This window comes from Anatilimnocola aggregata, from assembly GCF_007747655.1.
GTDB lineage: Bacteria > Planctomycetota > Planctomycetia > Pirellulales > Pirellulaceae > Anatilimnocola > Anatilimnocola aggregata.
On sequence record NZ_CP036274.1, the window covers coordinates 6,227,187 to 6,249,108 of the forward strand.

Annotated in this window: 1 protein-coding gene; it reads left to right on the forward strand. The window is 61.5% G+C overall.

What is annotated here, in order from left to right; translation table 11 throughout:
- The first annotated feature begins 16 nt into the window (after positions 1-16).
- Positions 17-21,808: an autotransporter-associated beta strand repeat-containing protein gene (locus ETAA8_RS23460; protein WP_145094163.1), complete on the forward strand. Its 21,792-nt coding sequence runs from the start codon at positions 17-19 to the stop codon at positions 21,806-21,808.
- The last annotated feature ends 114 nt before the right edge of the window (positions 21,809-21,922 follow it).

Below are 21,922 nucleotides of genomic sequence, written 5' to 3' on the forward strand. Positions count from 1 at the left end.
GTTGGAATTCCTCTCCATGACCCACAGCACACATGACGGACACGCACGTAGTGGTCAGAACAAGCGAACGAATGTTTGGAAGAAGGTAACGGGACCGCGTCGCCGCCGCATGTTCCTTGAGCAGCTCGAAGAACGCTCGCTGCTCGCGCAAATGATTTGGGATGGTGGTGCAGGTAACGACCTGTGGACAACGGCCGCTAACTGGCAAAATGATATTGCCCCGACCTCGGGCGACGATCTGGTCTTTACTTCACTAGGTGCTGGTCCCAGCATCAACGACTTCCCGGCCGGTACGCGGTTCAGCACCATCAGCATCAGTGGTTCGGGCTACACTTTCACAGAGGCCGCGACCAATCCGATCGAACTCATCGGCGGCCTGGTCTCTAGCCACACCACGGGCACCAACAACTGGAATATTGATGTCACGTTGCTCAACGCCGTTTCGGTGTTCAACGCGACCCCCGGAACCACGCTGGCCATCGGTGGCGACATCAATACCGCCAACGTGCTCGGTTCCACTGGCGTCGGTGTCGGCGGCACGAGCGCCCTCACGTTCGACGGCAACGGCGATATCAACGTTTCCGGCAACATCACTGGCGCTGGCGGCCTAGCCAAAATCGGTTCTGGGCGGACGACCCTATCCGGGGCGAATACATTCGAGGGCATCGTTAGCATTCGCCAGGGCTACCTCCGCGCGGCCAGTCCCACGGCGCTGGGCACGTCGGACGGCTTCACCGACCTTGGTGCCGGTGACGCCAATGGCGGCATGGCCCTGGAACTGGCCGGTGTCAATATCGTCGGCGAGGCGCTGGCCATTCGTGAAGGCGGCGTCGGCTACGGCAACGTGTTCGATACCGATGGTCTAGGTGCCTTGCGGGCCGTCAGCGGCGCTAGCACATGGTCGGGCAATATTCAGCTAACCGGTGCCGACAACTTGATCGGTGTCGTTACCGGTGCCACACTCGATATCTCGGGCCAGGTTGCCGCCGGGATCGGCGGCGCGGTCGATCTGTTTAAGGTCGGCGGCGGTACCCTCCGCCTCAGTGGCGCAAGTGCGAACATCTATACCGGTCAGACCCACGTACTGCAGGGCACCCTTGAACTCGGCAAGACCGCCGGCGTCAACGCCATCGGCGGTGATCTGGTGATCGGCACCAATTTCAACGGCGATGTCGGCGATGACAAGGCCGTCGTCCGCCTGCTGGCGGACAACCAAATTCCGCGGGTCGATTTCTTCAATGCCGCACTTCGCACCGTTACCATCAACCCCTCTGGTCTGCTCGATTTGGGAGTCTTCGACGACGACATCGGCAACTTGATAATGCAGACCGGGCCGTCCGCCTCGGCCGATGTCACCGGCACCGCCGCCAGCTTGCTCTCGCTCGGTGGTAACCTTACGCTTACTGGCCTTTTGCAAGGAACCAGCGGCGCGTCACCCGCCGCTACGATCTCGGCCAACGTCAATCTCGGCCCGCTCTTCTCCGGAGCCTCTGGCCATGTCGAACGAACGATCACAGTGAACGACACCCAGCTCACTGACGTCGGTGCCGATCTGATCATCTCCGGCGTCATCAGTGGCCCCGCCGACATTCAAATGGTCAAGGCCGGTGGTGGCACTCTCCGTTTGACCGGCAACAACACCTACCTAGGCGGTACCGTTATCAACGGCGGCATTACCGAAATCGGCCACGATAACGCGTTCGGTGCCACCACCAGTCCACTCTCGTTTGTCAGTGGCCAGTTATCCGCCTTCGGTGCTGCTCGGAATGTTGACAATCCCTTTTCGTACGAAAGCGCCAACGGATTGGACATCCTCGGCGCAAACGCGATCGAATTTTCAGGTCTTACAACGTTCGCCAACGGCAACAAAACGATCGGTGTCATGCATCCCGCGGGCGTCGTCGAGTTCAGCGGCGGCATCGAGCAGTGGATCTTTGGCAACATTAACTTAGCCAAGCGAGGCCTGGGCGAATTGGTCTTTAGCGCCCCCGCAACATATGGCGGCACGACAACGATCAACGACAACGACGGCGGCACGATCCGCCTGGTCGATGGCGGCACGCTCCCCTTCACCAGTGGCATTACAGTTGGCCTGAACGGTCGACTGGTGCTCGACAATACTGCGGTCACCGTTGACCGCCTGAGCGACAACACGAATCTGAGCGTTTCTGGAACGTTAGTTTTGATTGGCGAGACTAACGCCGCCACAACCGAAACCGTCGGTGTCATCAACAACGCCAACGATCGCACGACGACGATTGACATCCGAAACACTGGTACCGGCAGCGCACAGCTCATCGCCCGACGCTTCGATGGCGCCGGCGTGCTGTCGATGTACAACTTTGTCAGCAACGATGGGCCACTCGATCCGGCCGGTTCGAATCGCGTGACCATGATCGAAGCGCCTGCGGGCAATTTCGCGCTGGTCGGCGGCATCGTTCCCACCTCGGTCGCCACCACTTCCGCCGGCGCAATCGATTTCGTCACCGTCCAGTCAGTGGCTGAAGGTTTCGATGTCATTCCCCTCCCCGCCACTGGCTACACCACCAGCCTGGCCAATGCCGGCGCTTTGAGCAACGTTCGCGTATCCACCAGTGAGGCCCTGGACGTCGCCAAGACGGTCAATGCGATCCTCATCGATCCAGGCGTTTCGGTCACCGGCGCACACACGCTGACTACAACCAGCGGCGCAATCGTCTTCAATGGCACGGGGAGCGATATTTCGGGTCTGACCCTCAGCCCGACGAACGCTCGCATCTTTGTCGAGGACGGCGCAACAGCCACGATTAACAGCCGGATCGTCGGCACCGCTAATATCGGCAAGTCGGGGCCGGGCACGCTGGTTCTTACCGGGGATAACACCTATAGCGGCAACACGATTGTGGCTCAGGGTGTCCTCAACATCCAACGTAGCACGGCCCTCGGTTCTAATAATGGAACCACAACGGTCAACGAGGGTGCCCGCATCGAGCTGGAACAGACAACTTTTGGCCCAATCAATGTTTCGATCGAGTCGCTTGCATTACGTGGCACTGGTCCCGACGGGCTGGGTGTGCTGCGCAACATCGCCGGCGACAACTCCTGGGCCGGTGCCATCACCATGTCCGGGTCGGTCCTCGATCAGTCCGTTACCACCGGCGGCGTCTCCCAGACCGCAAACGTGATCCGCACCACGAACATCGTCGATATCGCCGACGGCAGCCTGGATGTAAGCGGCGTGTTCGGCAGCAACAACAACGATTTTATCAAGCTCGGAACCGGCGCGCTCGAACTGAGTGGCATCGCCGCTGGCCTGCTGAACCAAATCAGTATCATTGCCGAGGGCAAGCTGCTGCTGAACAAAGTGCCGGGCATCAGCCCGCTGACTGGCACAATCTTTGTCGGCAACGGCGTGGGTGGCAACGACAGCGCCGAACTGGAACTAGCCGGTAGCGACCAGATCCCCGACAGCAGCGCGATCACCGTGTACGGCGACGGCCTGTTCGATCTGAACAGTAACTCGGATGTCACCGCCGGTATAAATCTGGTCATCGGTGCCGCCAGCGCCGGCGATATCAACATCGGTGCAGGCACACTCACTCCCAATGGCGACCTGACAGTCTTGACCCAAGGCTCGGGTAATGCGACCGGCGCGACAATTACGGGTGGTACCTATGCGGGCGTGATCTTCGGCTCAATCAACGCAACCGCTGCCACGCGCATTTGGCAGGTCAACGATGGTTCGTCCGGCAATGACCTGACCGTCACCTCCACGATTGCCGATGGCAGCGGCCTGCAGTCAATGGCTCTGACAAAGCGGGGCCTTGGTGCCCTAGTCCTGGGAGGCACTGCGGCCAACACTTTTACGGGTACGACCACAGTCGAGGAAGGCAAGCTGCTCCTGGCCAAAACCGCCGGCCTCAACGCCATCGGTGGCGCTCTGACAATCGGCATCAACAACAGCAACTGGGGTTACGCAGACAGCCGCGAGGTGGAGCTGGCCGCCAGCAACCAGATTCCCGATTATCTGGCCCTGGTCACCCTCAACTCCAATGCCCTCCTAGATCTGAACGGTTTCGACGAAACAATCGGAGTGGCCGACGCCCAGAACGCCCTCTCTATCACCTCCGGCCACGTCACCACCGGCGCGGGCACCCTCGGGATCAACGGCAACATCGCTACTGTCAGCGGCCAGGCCGTTGGCTTCTTCACGATGATTGCTCCCCCGGTGATCGAGGGCAATATCGACCTGGGCGGTATCAGCCGGGTGATCGATATCGCCGGCGACCGAGGTCAACTTCCTTACGAAGCGATCATTTCCGCCAATATCAGCGGCTCGGGCGGGCTGATCAAGAACAACTCTGGCCACCTGCTGCTTTCTGGTGCTAACACGTACAGCGGCGACACCTACCTGAATAATGCCACCAACGGCATCGCCGTCGGCCACAACACGGCGCTCGGCACCGGTCGCGTTTACACGCTAAGCGGTGCCGCGTTCTCCACGTACGGTGGCTCGCGGACGTTGGCCAACGACCTGTTCCTCCTGGCTGGCACGCTCAACATCGGCAACACGCTCCAAGGCGGCGGCGGCGGCGACCTGACCTTCACCGGCAAAGCCAATGTCGTCGCTGGCGCGCTGACCATTAACGTGAACGGTCCCTACTCCGTGGAGTTCGCCGGTGGCTTAGGCGAAACGATGTCCGGCGCAAGCCTCACGAAGGATGGCTTCGGCACCATGGTGATTTCCGATACCGCTACCCTCAGCGGTTCGCTCGTCATCAATCCCCAGGGCGGAGCGATCATCCTCCGCGATGAAGGCACGCTGCTCAACATTAGCAATGCGACCATTGCGAATAGCTTCACGATCGGCCTTAACGGCACTCTCCAGATCGACAATTCCGGCACGGTCGCCCTCGACAACCGCATCGGTAACACCTCCGGCCTGTTGCTGCAAGGCGGCACGCTGGCGCTCGTCGGTCGGGCCGGCGCAGCCACGTCAGAAATCCTCGGCACGATCACGCTGAATACGAACTTCAGTTCCCAGGTCGAACAATTGGTTCCCACCGCCGCTGGCACTTCCGCCAAGCTCTCCTCGATGAGCCTCGTCCGCGCTGCGGGCGGTTCGGGTGCCTTCTTCGGCCGCGGCCGCGCCCTCGGCGAAGCGACTGGCAACGAGATTGTGTTCGTCGCCGCTCTGCCAGGGTTGACCAACGGCGTCTTCCCGCAAGCCGTCATCAACAACCTGACCACTGGCACGCCCGCCCTCGATGGGATGCAGTTCCTGCACAGCAAGGGCCCCGGCACCGCGATCCGCCCGCTGGAAGCTGCCGACGGACTCTCCACCGACATCAACACAGCTGCCGCCACCAATAGCGTACGCATTACGAGCGACGTGGCGCTCACAGGCAACCGCTCAGTCAACGCGGTGATGATCGTCGGTACCGGTGTCGATGTGACTGGAGCGTTCAACCTCACGTTGACCGGTGGCCCCCTCGCCGTTTCTGGCGCTACGAACACAATCGCTGTTTCGGGTGCCACAGGTCTCGGGCTGCCTGCCGACGCCACGATCTATGCTTCGAGCGACGTCAATATTTCGTCGATCATCAGTGGCGGTGCCACCACCAACAAATCTGGCCCCGGCACTGTCACTTCGTCCGGCGCGGGTGCTAACACCTTCGCGGGCACCGCGCTCAACATTACCGATGGAGTCTGGGTCGGCACCAAAGCCACCGCCTTCGGTGCCGCCGCCGGCGCGGTCAACGTCCTCACTGGAGCAACCTTGGCGATCGACGGAGCGTTCTCCACAGTCACCAAGACCGGCACCCTAACGATCAACGGCACAGGCGAAGGCCGTGCTGCCTTTATCCCGCTACGAGTCATCGACCCCACGCCTCCCGCTATCGTTGTAGGTGCGGTCGAAACGGTCACCTGGAATGGACCCGTCGCCCTGGGAACCAACCGTAGCGCGATTCAAATCGACGGAAACGATGAACTAATCCTCAACGGCGTCGTTAGCGGCCAAGGCTTCAACAAGTACGGCGAAGGCATTCTGGAGTTAGCTGGTACGGCGAGTAACACGAATATCATCCAGAGCATCCTCTGGCAGGGTACCGTGGAGCTGAACAAATCCGTCGGCATAAACGCCCTGGCGACCTTAGCCAACATTATTCAGGTCGGCGACTATGTCGGCGGCGACAACGCCGACCGCCTGGTCAGTGTTGCTAGCGACCAGATTCCGGCCACCTCCACAATTACGATCAACGGCAGCGGCGTCTGGAATCTCAACGACCGCGACGAATCTTTCGGTGCTTATGCCGGCGCGACGACTGCCATCACTCTCAATCAAGGCCCCAACGGCAGCCCGGACATCAACATGACCACGGGCACGCTCACGCTCGTGAATTCGGCTACTGTGGCCAACGTCGCCAACATCGCCACCGGTACGCTCGCCGGCGGTTATCAGGCGCCGGCCACGATCTCCGGCGGCACCTTGGTCATCGACCAAAGCGCCACTACAGCCAGCGCGAATACCACCATTACCGTCGCCGACTCCACTGGCCTGGAAGATCTAGTAATAACTTCCACCATCGCCTCCGCAGGAGGCGACTTGGCGGCCGAACGCACCCTGAATAAGGCCGGCAACGGGCGCCTCGTTTTGGCGGGGAATAACACCTTCGATGGTAGCTTCGCACACTCCGCGGGCGAACTGGTCGTCCGTCACAACAACGCCTTCGGCGCTCCCACGGGTATCACGATCCTTGGCAACTCGACGCTGATCCTCGAGGATCCGGTTGCCGGCGCGCCAGGGCTGGTCATCGCGGAACCGTTCCAAAGCAACGCCGGCGGTGCCGGCTTCGGTTCGCGCGGCCAGATTTTCAACGCCATCGGCGACAACCAACTCACCGGCACGCTCACGCTCAACGGCAACAGCCGCATCGGCGTGGAAGGGGGAACGGAACTGGACGTGAACGGCCAGATCGTGGAAATCGGCGGCGCTCGCACGCTCGACAAGTTCCTCACCGGCACGCTGGAATTCTCGGGGACTGGCGCCAATACCTACACCGGCCAGACGCAGGTGCATGAAGGTGATTTGATCCTTAATAAGACTGGTGTGGTTGCCATTACCGGCAATCTGGTGCTCGGCAACAACGCGGGCAATGACAACAGTGGCCTTGTGACCGTGGCCCAGCAGGGTGCCGCAAACGGCCAGATTGCCGAGACCTCGGTCATCACTGTGGGCACTGAAGGCCTGCTCAACCTGAACGGCTTCAATCAAACGCTCAATCCCGCCGCCGCGGCGACCAGCATATCGATGCAGTTTGGCAACCGGTTCGCTGCCGATATCGCGACCGGTGCTGGCGTGCTCACCATGGGCGCGAACGCCAACCTGGTGAATGCCGACGGTGCAGGCTTCGAGAACTTCTTCTCCGCCTCTCCCACAATTAGCGGTTTCCTGAACCTGGCGAACGCCGACCTGAATGTAAGCGCAACTTTTGACCACGCCGTGATTCCCCACGACCTGACGATCAGTGCCACAATCAATGGCGGCGGCGCGACGGGCACCATCACCAAAGCAGGTGCTGGCACGCTGGTTTTGAGCGGCGACAACTCGGCCGCCTATTCGGGTACGACAACACTTAGCGCCGGCACGTTGCTGGCCGGGCACAACAGCGCACTAGGCACGGGTTCGCTGAACATCAACGGCGCCACCAGTCTCGGTGCGGTTGGCAATATCACGCTGGGCAATGCGATCACGCTTGGAGCCGCCCCGGTTCTTCGCGGCACCGAGACCGACAGCCTGAACCTCTCCGGCCTAATCACCCAAACTGGGGCGACCCGCACCATTACCCGCAACGCCGCCTCCGGCGCTGCGTTCGAGCTATCGGGCGGCGTGGAACTTGGTGGATTCGCGCTGGTATACGACAACCAGAACTTCGGCACCGAGGACGAGATCGGCAACGGTGCCGCAGCAGGCGGCGCCATCACGGGCGCCGCCGCGGGCAGCGGCCTGACCAAAACCGGTGTCGGCGGCTTGCTCCTCTCGGACGCCAATTCCTACATCGGCACGACCACCGTCAGCGTGGGCGTACTACGGATCAGCAATGCGTTGGCTTTGGGCACACCGGCCGCCGGAACCACCGTTGCCAACGGCGCACAGCTCGCCCTCGAAGGCAACATCACCGTCGCTGGAGAGGCCCTCACTCTGACCGGATTGTCGAACAATACGAGCTTCGCATCGAATTCCGGTTTCGGCGCGCGGGGCCACGTCCGCAATCTCTCGGGCACCAATACCTGGCAGGGTAACGTCACGTTGCAGGGCAGCGCTAACCTAACTCAGGCCACCGCGGTTACGCTCGGCGTCGATGCCGGTAGCGAGTTGATCATCGACGGGGCGATTACGCATATCGCCGGGTTCACGAGCACTATCGGAGCATTCAAAGTAGGTGCCGGCACCCTCGAGTATACCGGAGCGGCCAATACCTACACGGGCACAACCACTATCCAAGAGGGCACGCTTGAACTTAACAAGGCTGTTGGTGTCAACAACTTCGCCGGCGGTCTCACCGTCGGTGATCACGGTGGCGGTTCCAACGCCGACCAGGTCCGCGTTCTGGCAAGCAACCAGATTATCGATGCCGCCGCGCTCACCATCAACAGTTCCGGCCGCTTGGAACTCGACGCAGCCGTGGATGAATCCATCACCGGCGCGCACATCATCACCCGCACCTACGGCGCTGGCGGTGTTTTGGCGGCTGGCGATGGGGCCAGCACGTACACGCTGGGTAACAACGTAGCTGTCAACAATTTCGGCTTCACCGATGGCACAGCCACCACTGGCGCGGCAAACTTTACCAGCGCTGGCGGCGACGTGGCAATGGGCGCCACTCGCACTTTCACGGTAGAAGATTCGCTGATTCCAGACTCCGCTGCCGATCTGAACCTCGACGCCTTCTTCACTGGTGCGGGCGGATTGACCACGGCCGGCATCGGTACGACTCGCCTAACTGCCGACAACTCCTTCACCGGTGCGGTCCTGGTTCAGGGTACGTTCCGCGCGAATGCCGGCACCACCAGTGTCGTCGGTGGCACGCTCGAAATCACCTCGGGTGGCGACATCTCCTCAGTCTTAGCGATCACCGTCCAGAACGGTGGTACCCTTCGCCTGCTCAACACCTCGGTAGCAGGGAATCTGATCGGCAACACCGCGACGATCAACTTGGCAGGCGGCAACCTTGAGTTTTTCGGCCTCGCCGCAGGTGGCTTCACGGAGGAGGTCGGCGTTGTCACCATCAATCCCCCCACTGTCGCCAACCTCTCCAGCCGTGGCTCGCGGATACTTCTGGATCAAAACGGGGCTACTTCCGATACGGAACTGAACCTTGCCGGTCTGGTGCGCAATGCTGGCGGTGTCCTGGCAATCGAAACCATCGACGCGGATCTCTCGGACGACAGCGGCGCCAACGATCTGCTATTAACTCTGGATGCCGCTCCGGTATTTGTTGGAGGCATTCTCCCGTGGGCGACCGTTACCGGGCCCGCAGGCTTTGACCTGGTCCGCGATTTCGATGGTGGCGCCCCAATTGCCCTCGGCCGCGTCGTCGCTTACGACCCGATTACTACCCTCAACGGTAACGTCAAGCTCACGGCTGATGACAATACGCTCGCGGGAGCAAACACAATCAACGCCTTGCTCGTTGATGGCAATGGCGTGGATTTGGACCTAAACGGCTTCACGCTTACGGTTGGTACCGCCGCTCCCAGCGGACTGATCGCTACCCGCGGCAGCACCCAGACTATCAGCGATGGCACATTGAACTTCGGTGCTCGCGAAGCATTGTTCCTCACTGGCACCGCCGGGACCGATTCGCTCAGCGTCTTGGCCGACATTTTGGGCGCCGCTGCCCTGCGGAAGGAAAGTCCCGGCACCCTGACCTTCTCGGGCGACAACATTGGCTTTACCAGCACGATCACCGTCAACCAGGGGACGCTCGTCGCGGCCAGCAACAATGCCCTGGGCGATAACGATGCCACTCCCGGCGGCGCAGTCACCGTCAACAACCTCGGTCGGCTTGTGCTTGACGGCGGTGCGCTCGGAATCGATCTGGGTAACAAGTCGATAGTCCTCCACGGCACCGGCCTGGAAGGAGATGCCCTGGGCGCCCTGCAATCTATGGGCGCGGGCGCCGTCACCGTCGGCAGTGGCACTACGACGATCACTTTCAACACGACCCCAATCCGCATAGCCGTCAATGGCGGCGATTTGACTTTGAACGGCACCATCGGCACCGGTACTAACAGCTTGGATAAGATCGGCCTTGGCCGCCTCACCCTGTCCGGCACCGCCAACAACACCTACACCGGTACGACGACGGTTCTGGACGGAACCCTGCGCCTCGATAAGACCGGCGCGGCTGTCGTCGCCCTGGCTGGTGCGCTGACCATCGGCGACCAGAGCGGCAACGACACGGTCGAACTCGGCGGCACGACGGCCACCACTAACCTGATTGCCGACGCTGCCGTCATCACCATCAACGGCGGTACGCTGAACTTCCTGAATACCGTCTTAGGTGGCGGCACCGAAACAACCACGGGCGCTTTCGCGATCAATGGCGGCACCGTCAATAGCAACGACGACACGTTCGGCCTGAGTGGCAGTCTCACTTACAACCTCGGCTTTGGCCCCGCGGTAATCAACGGCAACCTGAACCTGGGCGGCGCTGCCCGGACCTTTGCCGTGAACGAAGGTGCCACACTCAACGACGTAACAGTCAACTCGCTGATTTCCAATGGCTCGATTACCAAGAGCAACCTTGCGGGCGGCCTGCTTCTGACCAATGGCGGCAATACGTTCGCAGGCGGCGTGATACTGCAAGGCGGTATTCTGGCCCTAGGTCACGAAGATGCGTTAGGTACTGGCTCGCTCACCGTAAACACTGCGTCTAGCCGGTTGTTGGCTGACGGCCTTAACTTGACGGGTGCAAACGCCATCAACAACACCGTCTTGTTCAATCTACCGAGCGACAGTGGGCTCACACTCGGTGGCCGGCGCGATTTTGGTGGCACAAACGGAATCGAGTTTAGCGGTACGGTCACCATGCCTGCTCCTGGTGCCGGGACACGGAATTTTATAAACGTCGAAGATCCGCAGATCGACGCCGAAGTCAGCGGCATCATAGATGGCGGCAATAACAACTTCGTTTTCGGCAAGGGTGGGATCGGCACGCTCGTGCTGTCCGGCAATAACACGTTTGATGTTCGCGACACCCTCGGCTCGCTCACTAATCTTGACCAGACGGAAGGAATTTCGCTGAACTTTGGCGTCCTGCGAATCACAAACTCCAACGCCCTGGGCGGCGGAGCTTTTTCAAATGTGAACGTCCGCGGAGACCAGGGAGCCGTACTCGAAATCGACGGTTCGCTCGCCGACGTCGATCTGACCAACCGCCACTTGATCGTATTCAGCCCCGACAACGGAGTGTCCCGCGGCTTTCTGAATATGACCTCGACAGCAGGCGTGCATACGGGCGTGGTCCGCAGCATTGCCGGCGACAACACGGTTACTGGCCAGATCGATCTTCGGAATATCGCCGGCACGGTTGCGAATGCTGGTACCAATTTCGTTGACGTCGTTTCGGACAGCCTGGAATTAATTGGCCAGATCGTGCAGACTGTCAATGCCGCCGGCACCGCGACCGCCACCGGTGCTCGCAACATTACCAAGACAGGTGAGGGCGCGCTCCGCTTCAGTGGCGCGACCGCCAACCTCTACAGCGGCACCACGTCGATCATGGATGGCCGCCTGGAGCTAAATAAGACTGCCGGCGTCAACGCCATCTCGGGTATCCTGCAGATCGGGGACAACGAAGGAATCAACGATTCCGCCGAGGTCCGGTTCGTGGTCAGCGACCAGTTGGGATCGGTCACGAACATTAATCTGGGTGTCGAAGGGTTGCTTAACCTCAACGGCCAGTCGGAGATTGTTGGCACGGCCACCGCACTCACCGTCGGCCCCACGTTCAGCAGCGATATTACCACGGGTGCTGGGCTGTTGCAGCTCATCGGCGACGTCTCTGTCACGCCGCGGCCCGGCATCATTACCTCCGTCGCGTCCACGATTACCGGCAGTCTCCAATTGACCAATGTCGCCGGTGCCGCCTTGCAGCGGACCTACACCGTCAACGACGCACCGGGCGAAGTCGAACTGGTTATTTCCGCCGTCGTCAGCGAGTTCGCGGGCGGCCCAGCAGGCTTTATCAAGGCTGGTGCCGGCCGGATGGTGCTCTCGGGAGATAATACGTTTAGTGGGAATAACAACGTCAATGCGGGTGTGCTGCGGGTTGAACATGCCGACGCTTTGGGCGACAGTGGCGCAGCCACGACCACGACGGTCGCCGCCGGCGCCTCGCTGGAAATGAACATCGTTGGCTCGCAAACCATTGACAACGAAATCCTCAGCATTACCGGCTCGGGCATTATCAACGGCCCAACGACGGCCCTGTTGACCACGGTCCTCGGCACGGGCGGCCTGCGAGTGCTCGACGGCACTCATACCTTCTCGCAGAACGTATCGCTAGGCGCGAATACGCTCATCAATGTCAACGACGGCGACGAATTGATTCTCTCCGGCGCTGGCATTTTGGCCGCAGGTGGCAACAACATCGTCAAGTCAGGCGAGGGCACCTGGGAAATCGGCGGCTCCGCCGCAAACACTGGTACCGGAACTTGGTTCGTCAACGACGGCACGGTCGAGCTCAACAAGGCCGGCGCGGCCGTTGCCATTCCCACTACGCTCCGTATCGGCGACTTGATTGGTGTTAATGATTCGGCTGAGGTCAATTACGTCACTGGTGCCGGCACCAACCAAATCGGGGACGTGGCGATTTCCGTTCAGCGCGATGGTCTACTCGATCTGAATGGCATCAGCGACACGATCAGCAATTCGATCGTGCTGGATATCGGCCCTGATTTCAGCGGCGACGTGGTCACCGGCGCGGGCACGCTCTCCAACGCCGCCGCTACCGGCACTTGGATGTTCTCGATCAGCAATGCTGGTACCGAATCCTCTAGCGTCGCCTCAATTGTCTCGGGCAATCTCAACCTTGGCACCGTCCTCCGCACGTTCGATGCTCGCGAAAGCAATGCGCCGGTTGAGTTGGACATCCAGGCAGTGATTGCCGCGACCGCTGGCTCGTTCACCAAGGTCAGTCGCGGCACGGCAGCGCTGTCCGGCGCCAATCTTTATACTGGCGCCACCACGGTTGCCGCCGACAGTGGCACGCTGCTCGTAAATGGCTCGACCGTCGCCGCCAGTGCCTTCACACTCACCGGTTCGACTGTCCCCGGCAGCACGCTGGGTGGCACCGGCACCATCGGTGGCGCTGTCACGGCCAACAACGGCACCACGATCAACCCCGGCCTTAACACGAGCGATCTGACCGGCACGCTGACCATCACCGGCGCGCTGACTTTCGCCAATGGTTCGACGTTCTTCGTCGATATTGACGGTCCGGCTGCAGTCGACTACGACCGGATCAACGCTGGTGGCACCGTGGTGTTTAGTGCCGCGCCCGCTGGCGCGCTACTCGCTGGAAACGTAGATTCCGCGGTCACCAACACCAACTCATTCCTGCTCATCAACAAGACTTCCGGCGGTGCGATCGGGGCTCCAGGTTTCCTGAATGCCCTGCCGCAACCCGTCGGCACGACTACAGTCGGCGGCAAGAGCTTCAGCTACAACTATGCCGACTCAGTGCTGGGCGACGGCAACGACTTCGTGCTGAATGCCTCGGCCGCGCTGCGAATTTGGGATGGCGGTAGCTTGATCGATGACCTGTGGACCACGCCTGAGAACTGGGTCGGCGATGTCACGCCGTTCGCCGGCGACAACCTGCTCTTCCCCGAGGGGATCAACGAAGCCCAGCGAATCAACTACCTCGCGACTGGCGGCACGTTCACGATCGCCTTTGGTGCTAATACCACAGCAGCAATTGCCTTCAATGCTACTCCAGCGGCGGTGGCGGTAGCGCTAAATGCCCTCGCCAGCATCAACGCTGGCGGCGGCAGTGTCACTGTCACTGGCGAGGCCGGTAATTACACAATCACTTTTAGTGGTGGGCCTCTGGCCGGGGTTAACCAACCCCAAGTCGTGCTGAATACGACGTCCCTCACCGGCTTGGTTGGCGTTACCACGGTCACCACCGTGGCCAACGGCGCCGGTGCAGTGACGCGGCTCACACCTGACAATAACTTTGCGGCCAACACGCCTTTTGGCACGATCGAGATCAACACCTCGACCGTCTCCTACGACTTAATCAACAATGCAGTGCTGCTCGAAGCGCTGGGCGGTGGCATTCTCAATGCCGGCACCAACACCATCTCATTGCCGCTGAACTTGCGGACCAACCCGCAAACCATCACGGCCCAAACATCGGGTACGCTCACCTTCGGCGCAACTGCTGATATCGATCTGGACTACCTGGGAAATCCCGGCGGCGACCTGAGCATTCTGGGCACCCGCCCGATCATCTTCAACGGCACGATCGACGGTAGTGAAACGGTGACGATCAACGGCACCACAGCCAACGCCGATTACACCTTCAACGACAACGTCGGCGGCAGCGACAACCTGGACGATTTCCTAATCACCACCGCCAGTGACGTGATCTTCAACGGTAACGTCTCCGCCGCGGACGACTTCATCCAGACGACCGGAACCGGCGAGACCAGTTTTAGTGGCACCGGCACGAGCCTGATGGGCGGCGAGATCCAGATCGCCACCGTGACGATCACTTTTGAAGACATCGGCACGCTGCAAGCCATCAGCAACGTATCGCTCAACCTGCTGGGAGGTGGCAACGCCACCCAGGCTTCGACCCACACGCTGCAAGGCGTCACGCTCGACCTGCAAGGGACCGGCAATTACACTCTTGCCTCTGCCACGAACCAGTTCGTCAACATCAGCGGCAGTGTGAACGGCACGATCGACTATCGCGACATCGACAGCCTGAACATCCTGCCCGCGGGCCTTTCGACCCAGGACAGCGACGTTCGCCTGCAAACCGGCGGCGTGCTGACGATCAACGGCTCGATCAATCTCAATTCCGATGCCGACCTGGTGCGGGGCGATTTGGGGCTGATCAGCGACGGCAACGTTACACAGTCTGCTGGTTCGATCACCGCCAGCGGCCTCTGGCTCACGTTCCAGCCGGGGGTGCCGATCGGCACGGCCAACTTCAACCTGGAGCAGTCGCTCAACGACTTTGACACCTTCGCTTCCAACACAGAAGGGACAGTTGCCGTCGTCGATGCCGATGATTTCATTGTTGGCTCGGTCGATGTGCTCGGCCAGATCGTCGCCGGCGTCACCGCCGCGGTGGATGTGCAACTCCAGGCTGGCACCGATATCCATGTTGACGCCGCCGTTAACATCGGAGCCGGCGACCTCACCTTGCAAGCCCAAGGCTTAGTCGATCAACTCGCCTCGATCATGGCCACGGGCCTGCGTCTACTGGGGGCTGCTAACTTCACGCTGAACCTGGCGAACGCCGTTACCACGATCGCGGCTAACGTCACCGGCACGGTCGAGTACACCGACACCGACGCCCTAATCGTTGGCTCGGTGACGGACACCTCTGTCACGCCAAACGAGACGACCATCGGTATCACCAGCACGGCCGACGTGGCCTTGCACAGCGCTGGCTTGACGATCAACAGCGCGGTCGCCACGGGCGTAGCTGACTTCCGCATCGATTCGAGCGCGGCGGTCACCCAGACCGCGGCCATCACCGGCACCGGCCTGCAACTGACCGGAGCCGGTCCGTTCACGCTGACGAATCCCGGCAACAACGTGGCGACGCTGGCCGCCGATACGACCGAGGTCGTCAACTACGTTGATTCCAGCGCCCTGGCGGTCGGCACGGTCATCGTCAATGGCAATAGCGTCACCGGCATCACCACGACTGGCGACGCGGTTACCATCAACACGGTCGGCCTCCTGTCGGTCAACGCCACAATTAGTACCCTGCCGGGCGGGCCTGTCGCCCCAGTCGTGGGCGGAAACGTCGCCCTGAACGCGGCTCTGGTTCCAGGGGCTGGCCTGATCACTCTGAATCCTGGCGTTGCCGGTTCGCTGGTGATCGCCTTCAATCAGACGCTGCCCAGCATCAACTGGAGCGTCACGGAGAACATCATCGTTGATGCCGTCCTCACCACTACCGTGGGTGGCATCTCGCTGACGGCCGACTCTGATCTTAACGGCACTGGCGGTTTGCTAGTCACCGGACTCCTCGGCAGCCTGGACTCGAATACCGACGTGACCCTGAGCGCCGGTGATTTTGTCGCCGACGCCTTTGTACCTGTCCCGTACGCCGCGGCTTACATCGCTGGCGACTTCAGCATCGTGATCGAGAACGATGCCGGCGTTAAGACTGAAATTCTGGCCTCGGGCCTGGTCAGCATCATCGCCAACGCTTCGGTACCGACCTCCGACATCCAAATCGACGGCCAGATTCTGAACGATGGGGCTACCACCACGATCACCAGTCGCGACGACATCGCTCTGGACGCCGCGTCGTCGATCACCAACAGCAACGTAGCCGGCGTCACCAGCCTGACCGCCGGGGCCTCGGCCCTGGTCTCCGGCGATATCAACGGCGATGGTGCGGGGAGCGGACTGATCACTTCGTTCACGGTCGATCTGAATGCCGACAATGGTATCGGCGATGTAACGGTGCCGATCCAGACGGTCGCGACCAACATCAGCGCCGACAACACGGGCACGGGCGCTGTGTATATTGTCAATACGCTGGCGACCGCTTCCGTGGCGACTACGCTGACCACGGATACGGGCGATGTCGCATTCCTGCAGCAAGGTGGTGGGGCGCTGACCGTGCAAACGGCGACGACCGTCACCGACGGTGATATCTTCATCGTTGTGGATAGCGCCGATCTGAATGCGGGCACGGTCGCCATTACCGCGAACGGCACCGGCAATGTCGAGCTCGATACCCTTACCAGCGGCAACATCACCCTTGGCGAGATTACCGCTCTGGGCGACGATGTCACGGCCAACGCCGCCGATGCCATCCTGGACAACACTGCGGCTGGGACCGACGTCAGCTCCGATACGGCCACGTTCGTCGCGAACAACGGCAGCATCGGCGCGGTTGGCGGCGGGAATGAGATCGACACCACGATCACCACGCTGACTTTCGCCCACAGCACGAATGGCTCAATCGCGATCGTCGAGGCGGACGGGCTGACCGTGACGGCGGCTTTCGCCGACGGTACTGGCGTCAACAACGTCGATATTACCAGCACCACGGGCGACATTCTGGTGGGCGCCATCACGGCGGAAGATACGGTCACGCTCCTGGCAACGACCGGCTCGATCCTGGACGAAGTGCTGGCCGGCGATACGGCAGTGGATATCACCGCGACGGCTGCCAATCTGACCGCAGCCAATCAAATCGGCGCCCCCGGTGTCGGCTTTGAACTGGATACGGATATCGACAGCTTGACCGCCACGCAAACCGGCACTGGCGCAACTCCTGGCATCTGGCTAACTGATGAAGATGCTCTGATCGTCACCAGCGCCACCACCAACGACGGCGTGGTCTTCATCGACGCGGCCCGCACTTCCGCTGGCAACCTGACCGCCACCTCGGTGACTGCGGCAGGCGCCAGCCGCAATGTGCGCCTGCGGACCTTGACCGCGACCAGCGACATTCTGCTAGGCTTGGTCACCGCTGCCTTTGACACAGTCGGCATTGATGCCCTGGGTGAGATCATCGACAACAACGGTGCCGGTAATAACGTCGCCGCCTTTAACTTGGTGATGTTCACGACCGATGGCATTGGCAATGGCGGTGTTGGCAACGACATCGACACTACGGTGACCAACCTTGCTGCCGAAGGTGGCAGCAGTACGGATGACAACGACGTGCGAGTCACCAATACGGGCACCTTGACGCTAAATCACCCCTCGATATTCCTCCCTGCATTTCCGCCCGGAATCGGTTTGCTGCCAGCTGGCGTTGCGGTGCGAGGTGACGGCAGTGCCGAGATTGTCGCCCTCAGTCCACATATCGTAGCTGCCAATGTAGTCATGGGCGGCTCGGTGATCCTGACTGCCGCAGACGATGTCGCTGCGGGTGATATTCTGACGGTGAACGGCGGGATTACGGTGCAATCGCTCACGAGCACTGTCACTCTGAATGCTGGAGATGGGGTCACTTTGAATGGTGGGCCAGCCTCGCTCATCGATGGGTTTTCGGGCGTGGCGATCAATGTCGATAACATCGGTGGGCTGGGAGAGGGAGCCGGTTCGGCCAGCACGTTGGCGGGCACGATCCAGACGACTGACGGTAATATCACGATCACCAGTGGTGCGGGTGGCGACACCTTCACCCAGACTGGCAGCCTGGTAGCTGGCATCACGGGCGACATCACGATCAGCTTGGGAGCCGGCGCGGATCAATTCAACGCGGCGACCACGGCGACAGCGGTGCTGACGGCCTCGTTAAATACGATCACGATCAATGGTGGGGATGGCAACGATACGATCCTGCTGGGGGATCAGAACTTCGCAGCCACAATCAGCGCTGCGAACACGATCCTCAACGGTAACGATGGAACGAACAATCCCGATGGCAGCGACACGTTCAAAGTACGGGCCAGTGCGTTCACTCCGTTCACCATCGACGGCGACGATCCGACCGAACCGACTCTGCCCGGCGATACGCTGTTCGTCGATCTGACGGGCGTGTCGGGTCCGGTCAACGAATCGCATGGCGACCCGAACACGACCATCTCGTTTCCCAATCCACCCAATTCGCAGCTTGACATCACCTATCGGGAGATCGAGACTCGGCAGACCACCGGCTTGGGCTCGCCGCTGGTGAACCACATCTTTGACCTACTCAACTACCCGCTAGTCGCCGATGGCGTATTCGACGTCCAACTCACCAGCGATTCGAATTTGAAAGTGACGCTGAACGGGGCGAGCGTCTACAACGGCGACGACGCCACGGTGAACAGCCTGACCTTCGCGGGGAACGCGGGAAACGACGCCGTTCGCATTCACGCTCTGGCGGGCACGGGCGAACTCCCCAGCGAAGGTGGTCTCGTCGACTTCGGTTTGGATGGCGTGAACACGCTACCGGGTGTCACACCCACCGGCATCTCCTCGATGGATGCCACGCGCAAGGCGGTCAGCGGAGCCTTCGCCGCCAACGCCCGCACGCCGGTCAGTCTCAGCAACAATCGGGCGGGCGTGTACTTCGATGGCCGCGGCGGCACGAACTCGATCGTGCTGGATGTGACCACTGCCCGCGACGTGGCCTACCTGTCTGACAGCCAGGCCGGTTTCGGCGCGAACCAGGGAGACCTGAGCGTGCAGGCAGCGGGCGGTACGCTGCGGGGCTTCGCGGCCTCGTTCGCCAACGTCAATAGCGTGCATCTGCGCGAGCAGACGGCCGTCGGCAGCAAGCTGCTGATCGATGCCAGCAGCACGTCGGCCACGACGACAATCAGCGTGGTCGACATCCTCGATCCGGTGACGACGTCGCAGTACGACGCGCTCAATCCGGTCAACAACTCGCTGGTCGTTAACCCGAACGTCACCTTCACTGGCGCTTCGCAACTGGTCGGCAACGGTGGCGTGGCCGCGACTCGCTTCGCGAACTTCGCCGACGTGACGATCCGCAGTGGTGGCTACACCGGCGCGTCCGTGGGCGAAACGCTGGACCTCATCAGCCTCGACCCCCTGGGCCTGACCACGCTGGCTCTCGACGCCGGTAGCGCGCTGGGGACTGGTGCGGGGCCGGGTGCCGACAGCGGGGCCGCCGATACCATCCAACTGCGAAGCCTCCCCAGCGGCGTCACGGCCACGCTGACGGGCGGCCTGGGGAGCGACACCTTCCGCCTGCACGGCGAAACGACGATCGTCGTCGATAATGATCCTCCCACCGACTACACCAACGTCCCCGGCAGCGATGGCCTGGACGCCAACGACACGGTCGACAACATCGCCGGCCCGGTGGTGGTCGACGGGGAAGACGCCAACCTAGCGAACAATAACGATCAGTTGTTCATCATCGACAGTGGTGACACGACCGCTGACCCGAACGTGCTGATTGCTGCAGCCGGCGGGATGAATGCGGACTATGCGGTGACGGGAATCAACGCCAGCGGGGTGACGTTCCGCAACATCGACAGCTTCGATTACACGGGCACGCAAGGGGGCGACACGATCGACGGCCGGTTCACCCCGACCAATGTGCCGCACGACCTGAACACGGTGGCCCTGCGTGGTTTCGACGGCGACGATCAGTTCCTCCTCTTCACGTCGAACCAATGGGGCGGGGTCACCCCGGTGACGGAGCTACCGTTCACCCGCGTGGCCAGCGGCGTGGGGACGATCAGTCTGTACGGCAACGATGGTGAAGATATCTTCGGCGAAACTCCGGCCCCGGTCATCGGGAACACGGGAGCCATGCACGTGGGCCTAGCCGTCCCCGCCACGACGCGGCTGATTCGTCCGACCACGGCCGCGACTGCGGGGGGAAGCACCATCTTCATCGACGGTGGCGATCCGGTGCCGGCGCTCAATCAGGCCGGCGATACGGTGGGCGATGTGCTGAACCTGGATGTCACGGACGTGCCGAAGAACACGGCGATGATCGTGGGAGCCGGTTCGTCGGGGAACGTCCTCAGCGCCAACACGGCTCCCTTCAGTTGGGTCAGCATCGAAGACCTCAACCTGGTCGACAACGGCAAGTTGACGGGCGTGCAGATCGGCGACGTGTTCGGCCGCGGGACCACGGGGAACGACCTGATGCAGATCTCGGCCAATGCCACGGCCGCGCTTCCGCATCAGGTGCGGGTGCGCATCGGCGGCGCGATCATGAACTACAACGTGCCGGGCAAGGCCGTGCTGTACGGCGGCAACGGAGTCGACACGATGTCGCAGACCACGGCCAAGATCCCGGCCGTGTTCTATGGCGAAGCGGGCAACGATTCGCTGGCGGGGGGCTCGAACAACGACTGGCTGGTGGGTGGCGACGGGAACGATCAGATCACAGGTGGCGAAGGCCAGAACGTGATCTGGGGGGATAACGCGCCGACGAATCCGGGCGACCCGACTCCGCAGGACTTCCAAGGCCCGAACGACGGTAACGACTCGATCAGTTCGGGCAACGGAGCCGACGTGATCTATGCCGGTGGTGGCCACGACGTGGTGAACTCCGGTGGGGGCAACGACTACATCCATGCCGGGGCTGGTAACGACAGCGTCGATGCCGGGGCCGGAGACGACCGGGTGTATGGCTACAGCGGCAACGATACGCTGCAAGGCAACAGCGGCAACGACCTGCTGTCGGGCGGCGACGGTAACGATTGGCTGCTGGGTCACTCGGGGAACAACGTGCTAATCGGTGGCACGGGGAGCGACACGCTCTCGGGTGGGGACGGCAACGACCTGCTGATCACCGGTGGGCTGGGTGGTGAAGAGAACAGCACCTGGACTTCGGCTCCCAACACGATGACCTATGCGGCGAACACCTACAGCGACCCAATGGATAACGACGCAGCCCTGCTCGCACTCCTGACGGCCTGGCAGGGGAACTCCAACGCCGCTGCACCACCGCCCGAAGTGCTTGCCCTGCTCCCCATCATCGCGCCCGACGGCTCGGACGACGACGCCTGGGGCGGCAACGGCAGCGACCTCTTCAGCTGGGACGCCGCCGACATGGCCGACGAATCCCTCACCGCCCCCGGCCCCAACGACTTCAACAACCCCGCCACAGGACCTGACGTCCGACTGATCTAATTCCTAGAGCAGCCAACGTCGATAATCGGTGACCTAACAATTCGAGCCCAGGAAGTAGTTACTTCCTGGGCTCGAATGATTTTCAGTCAACGAAAGTGCGGCTCGATTTGAGCT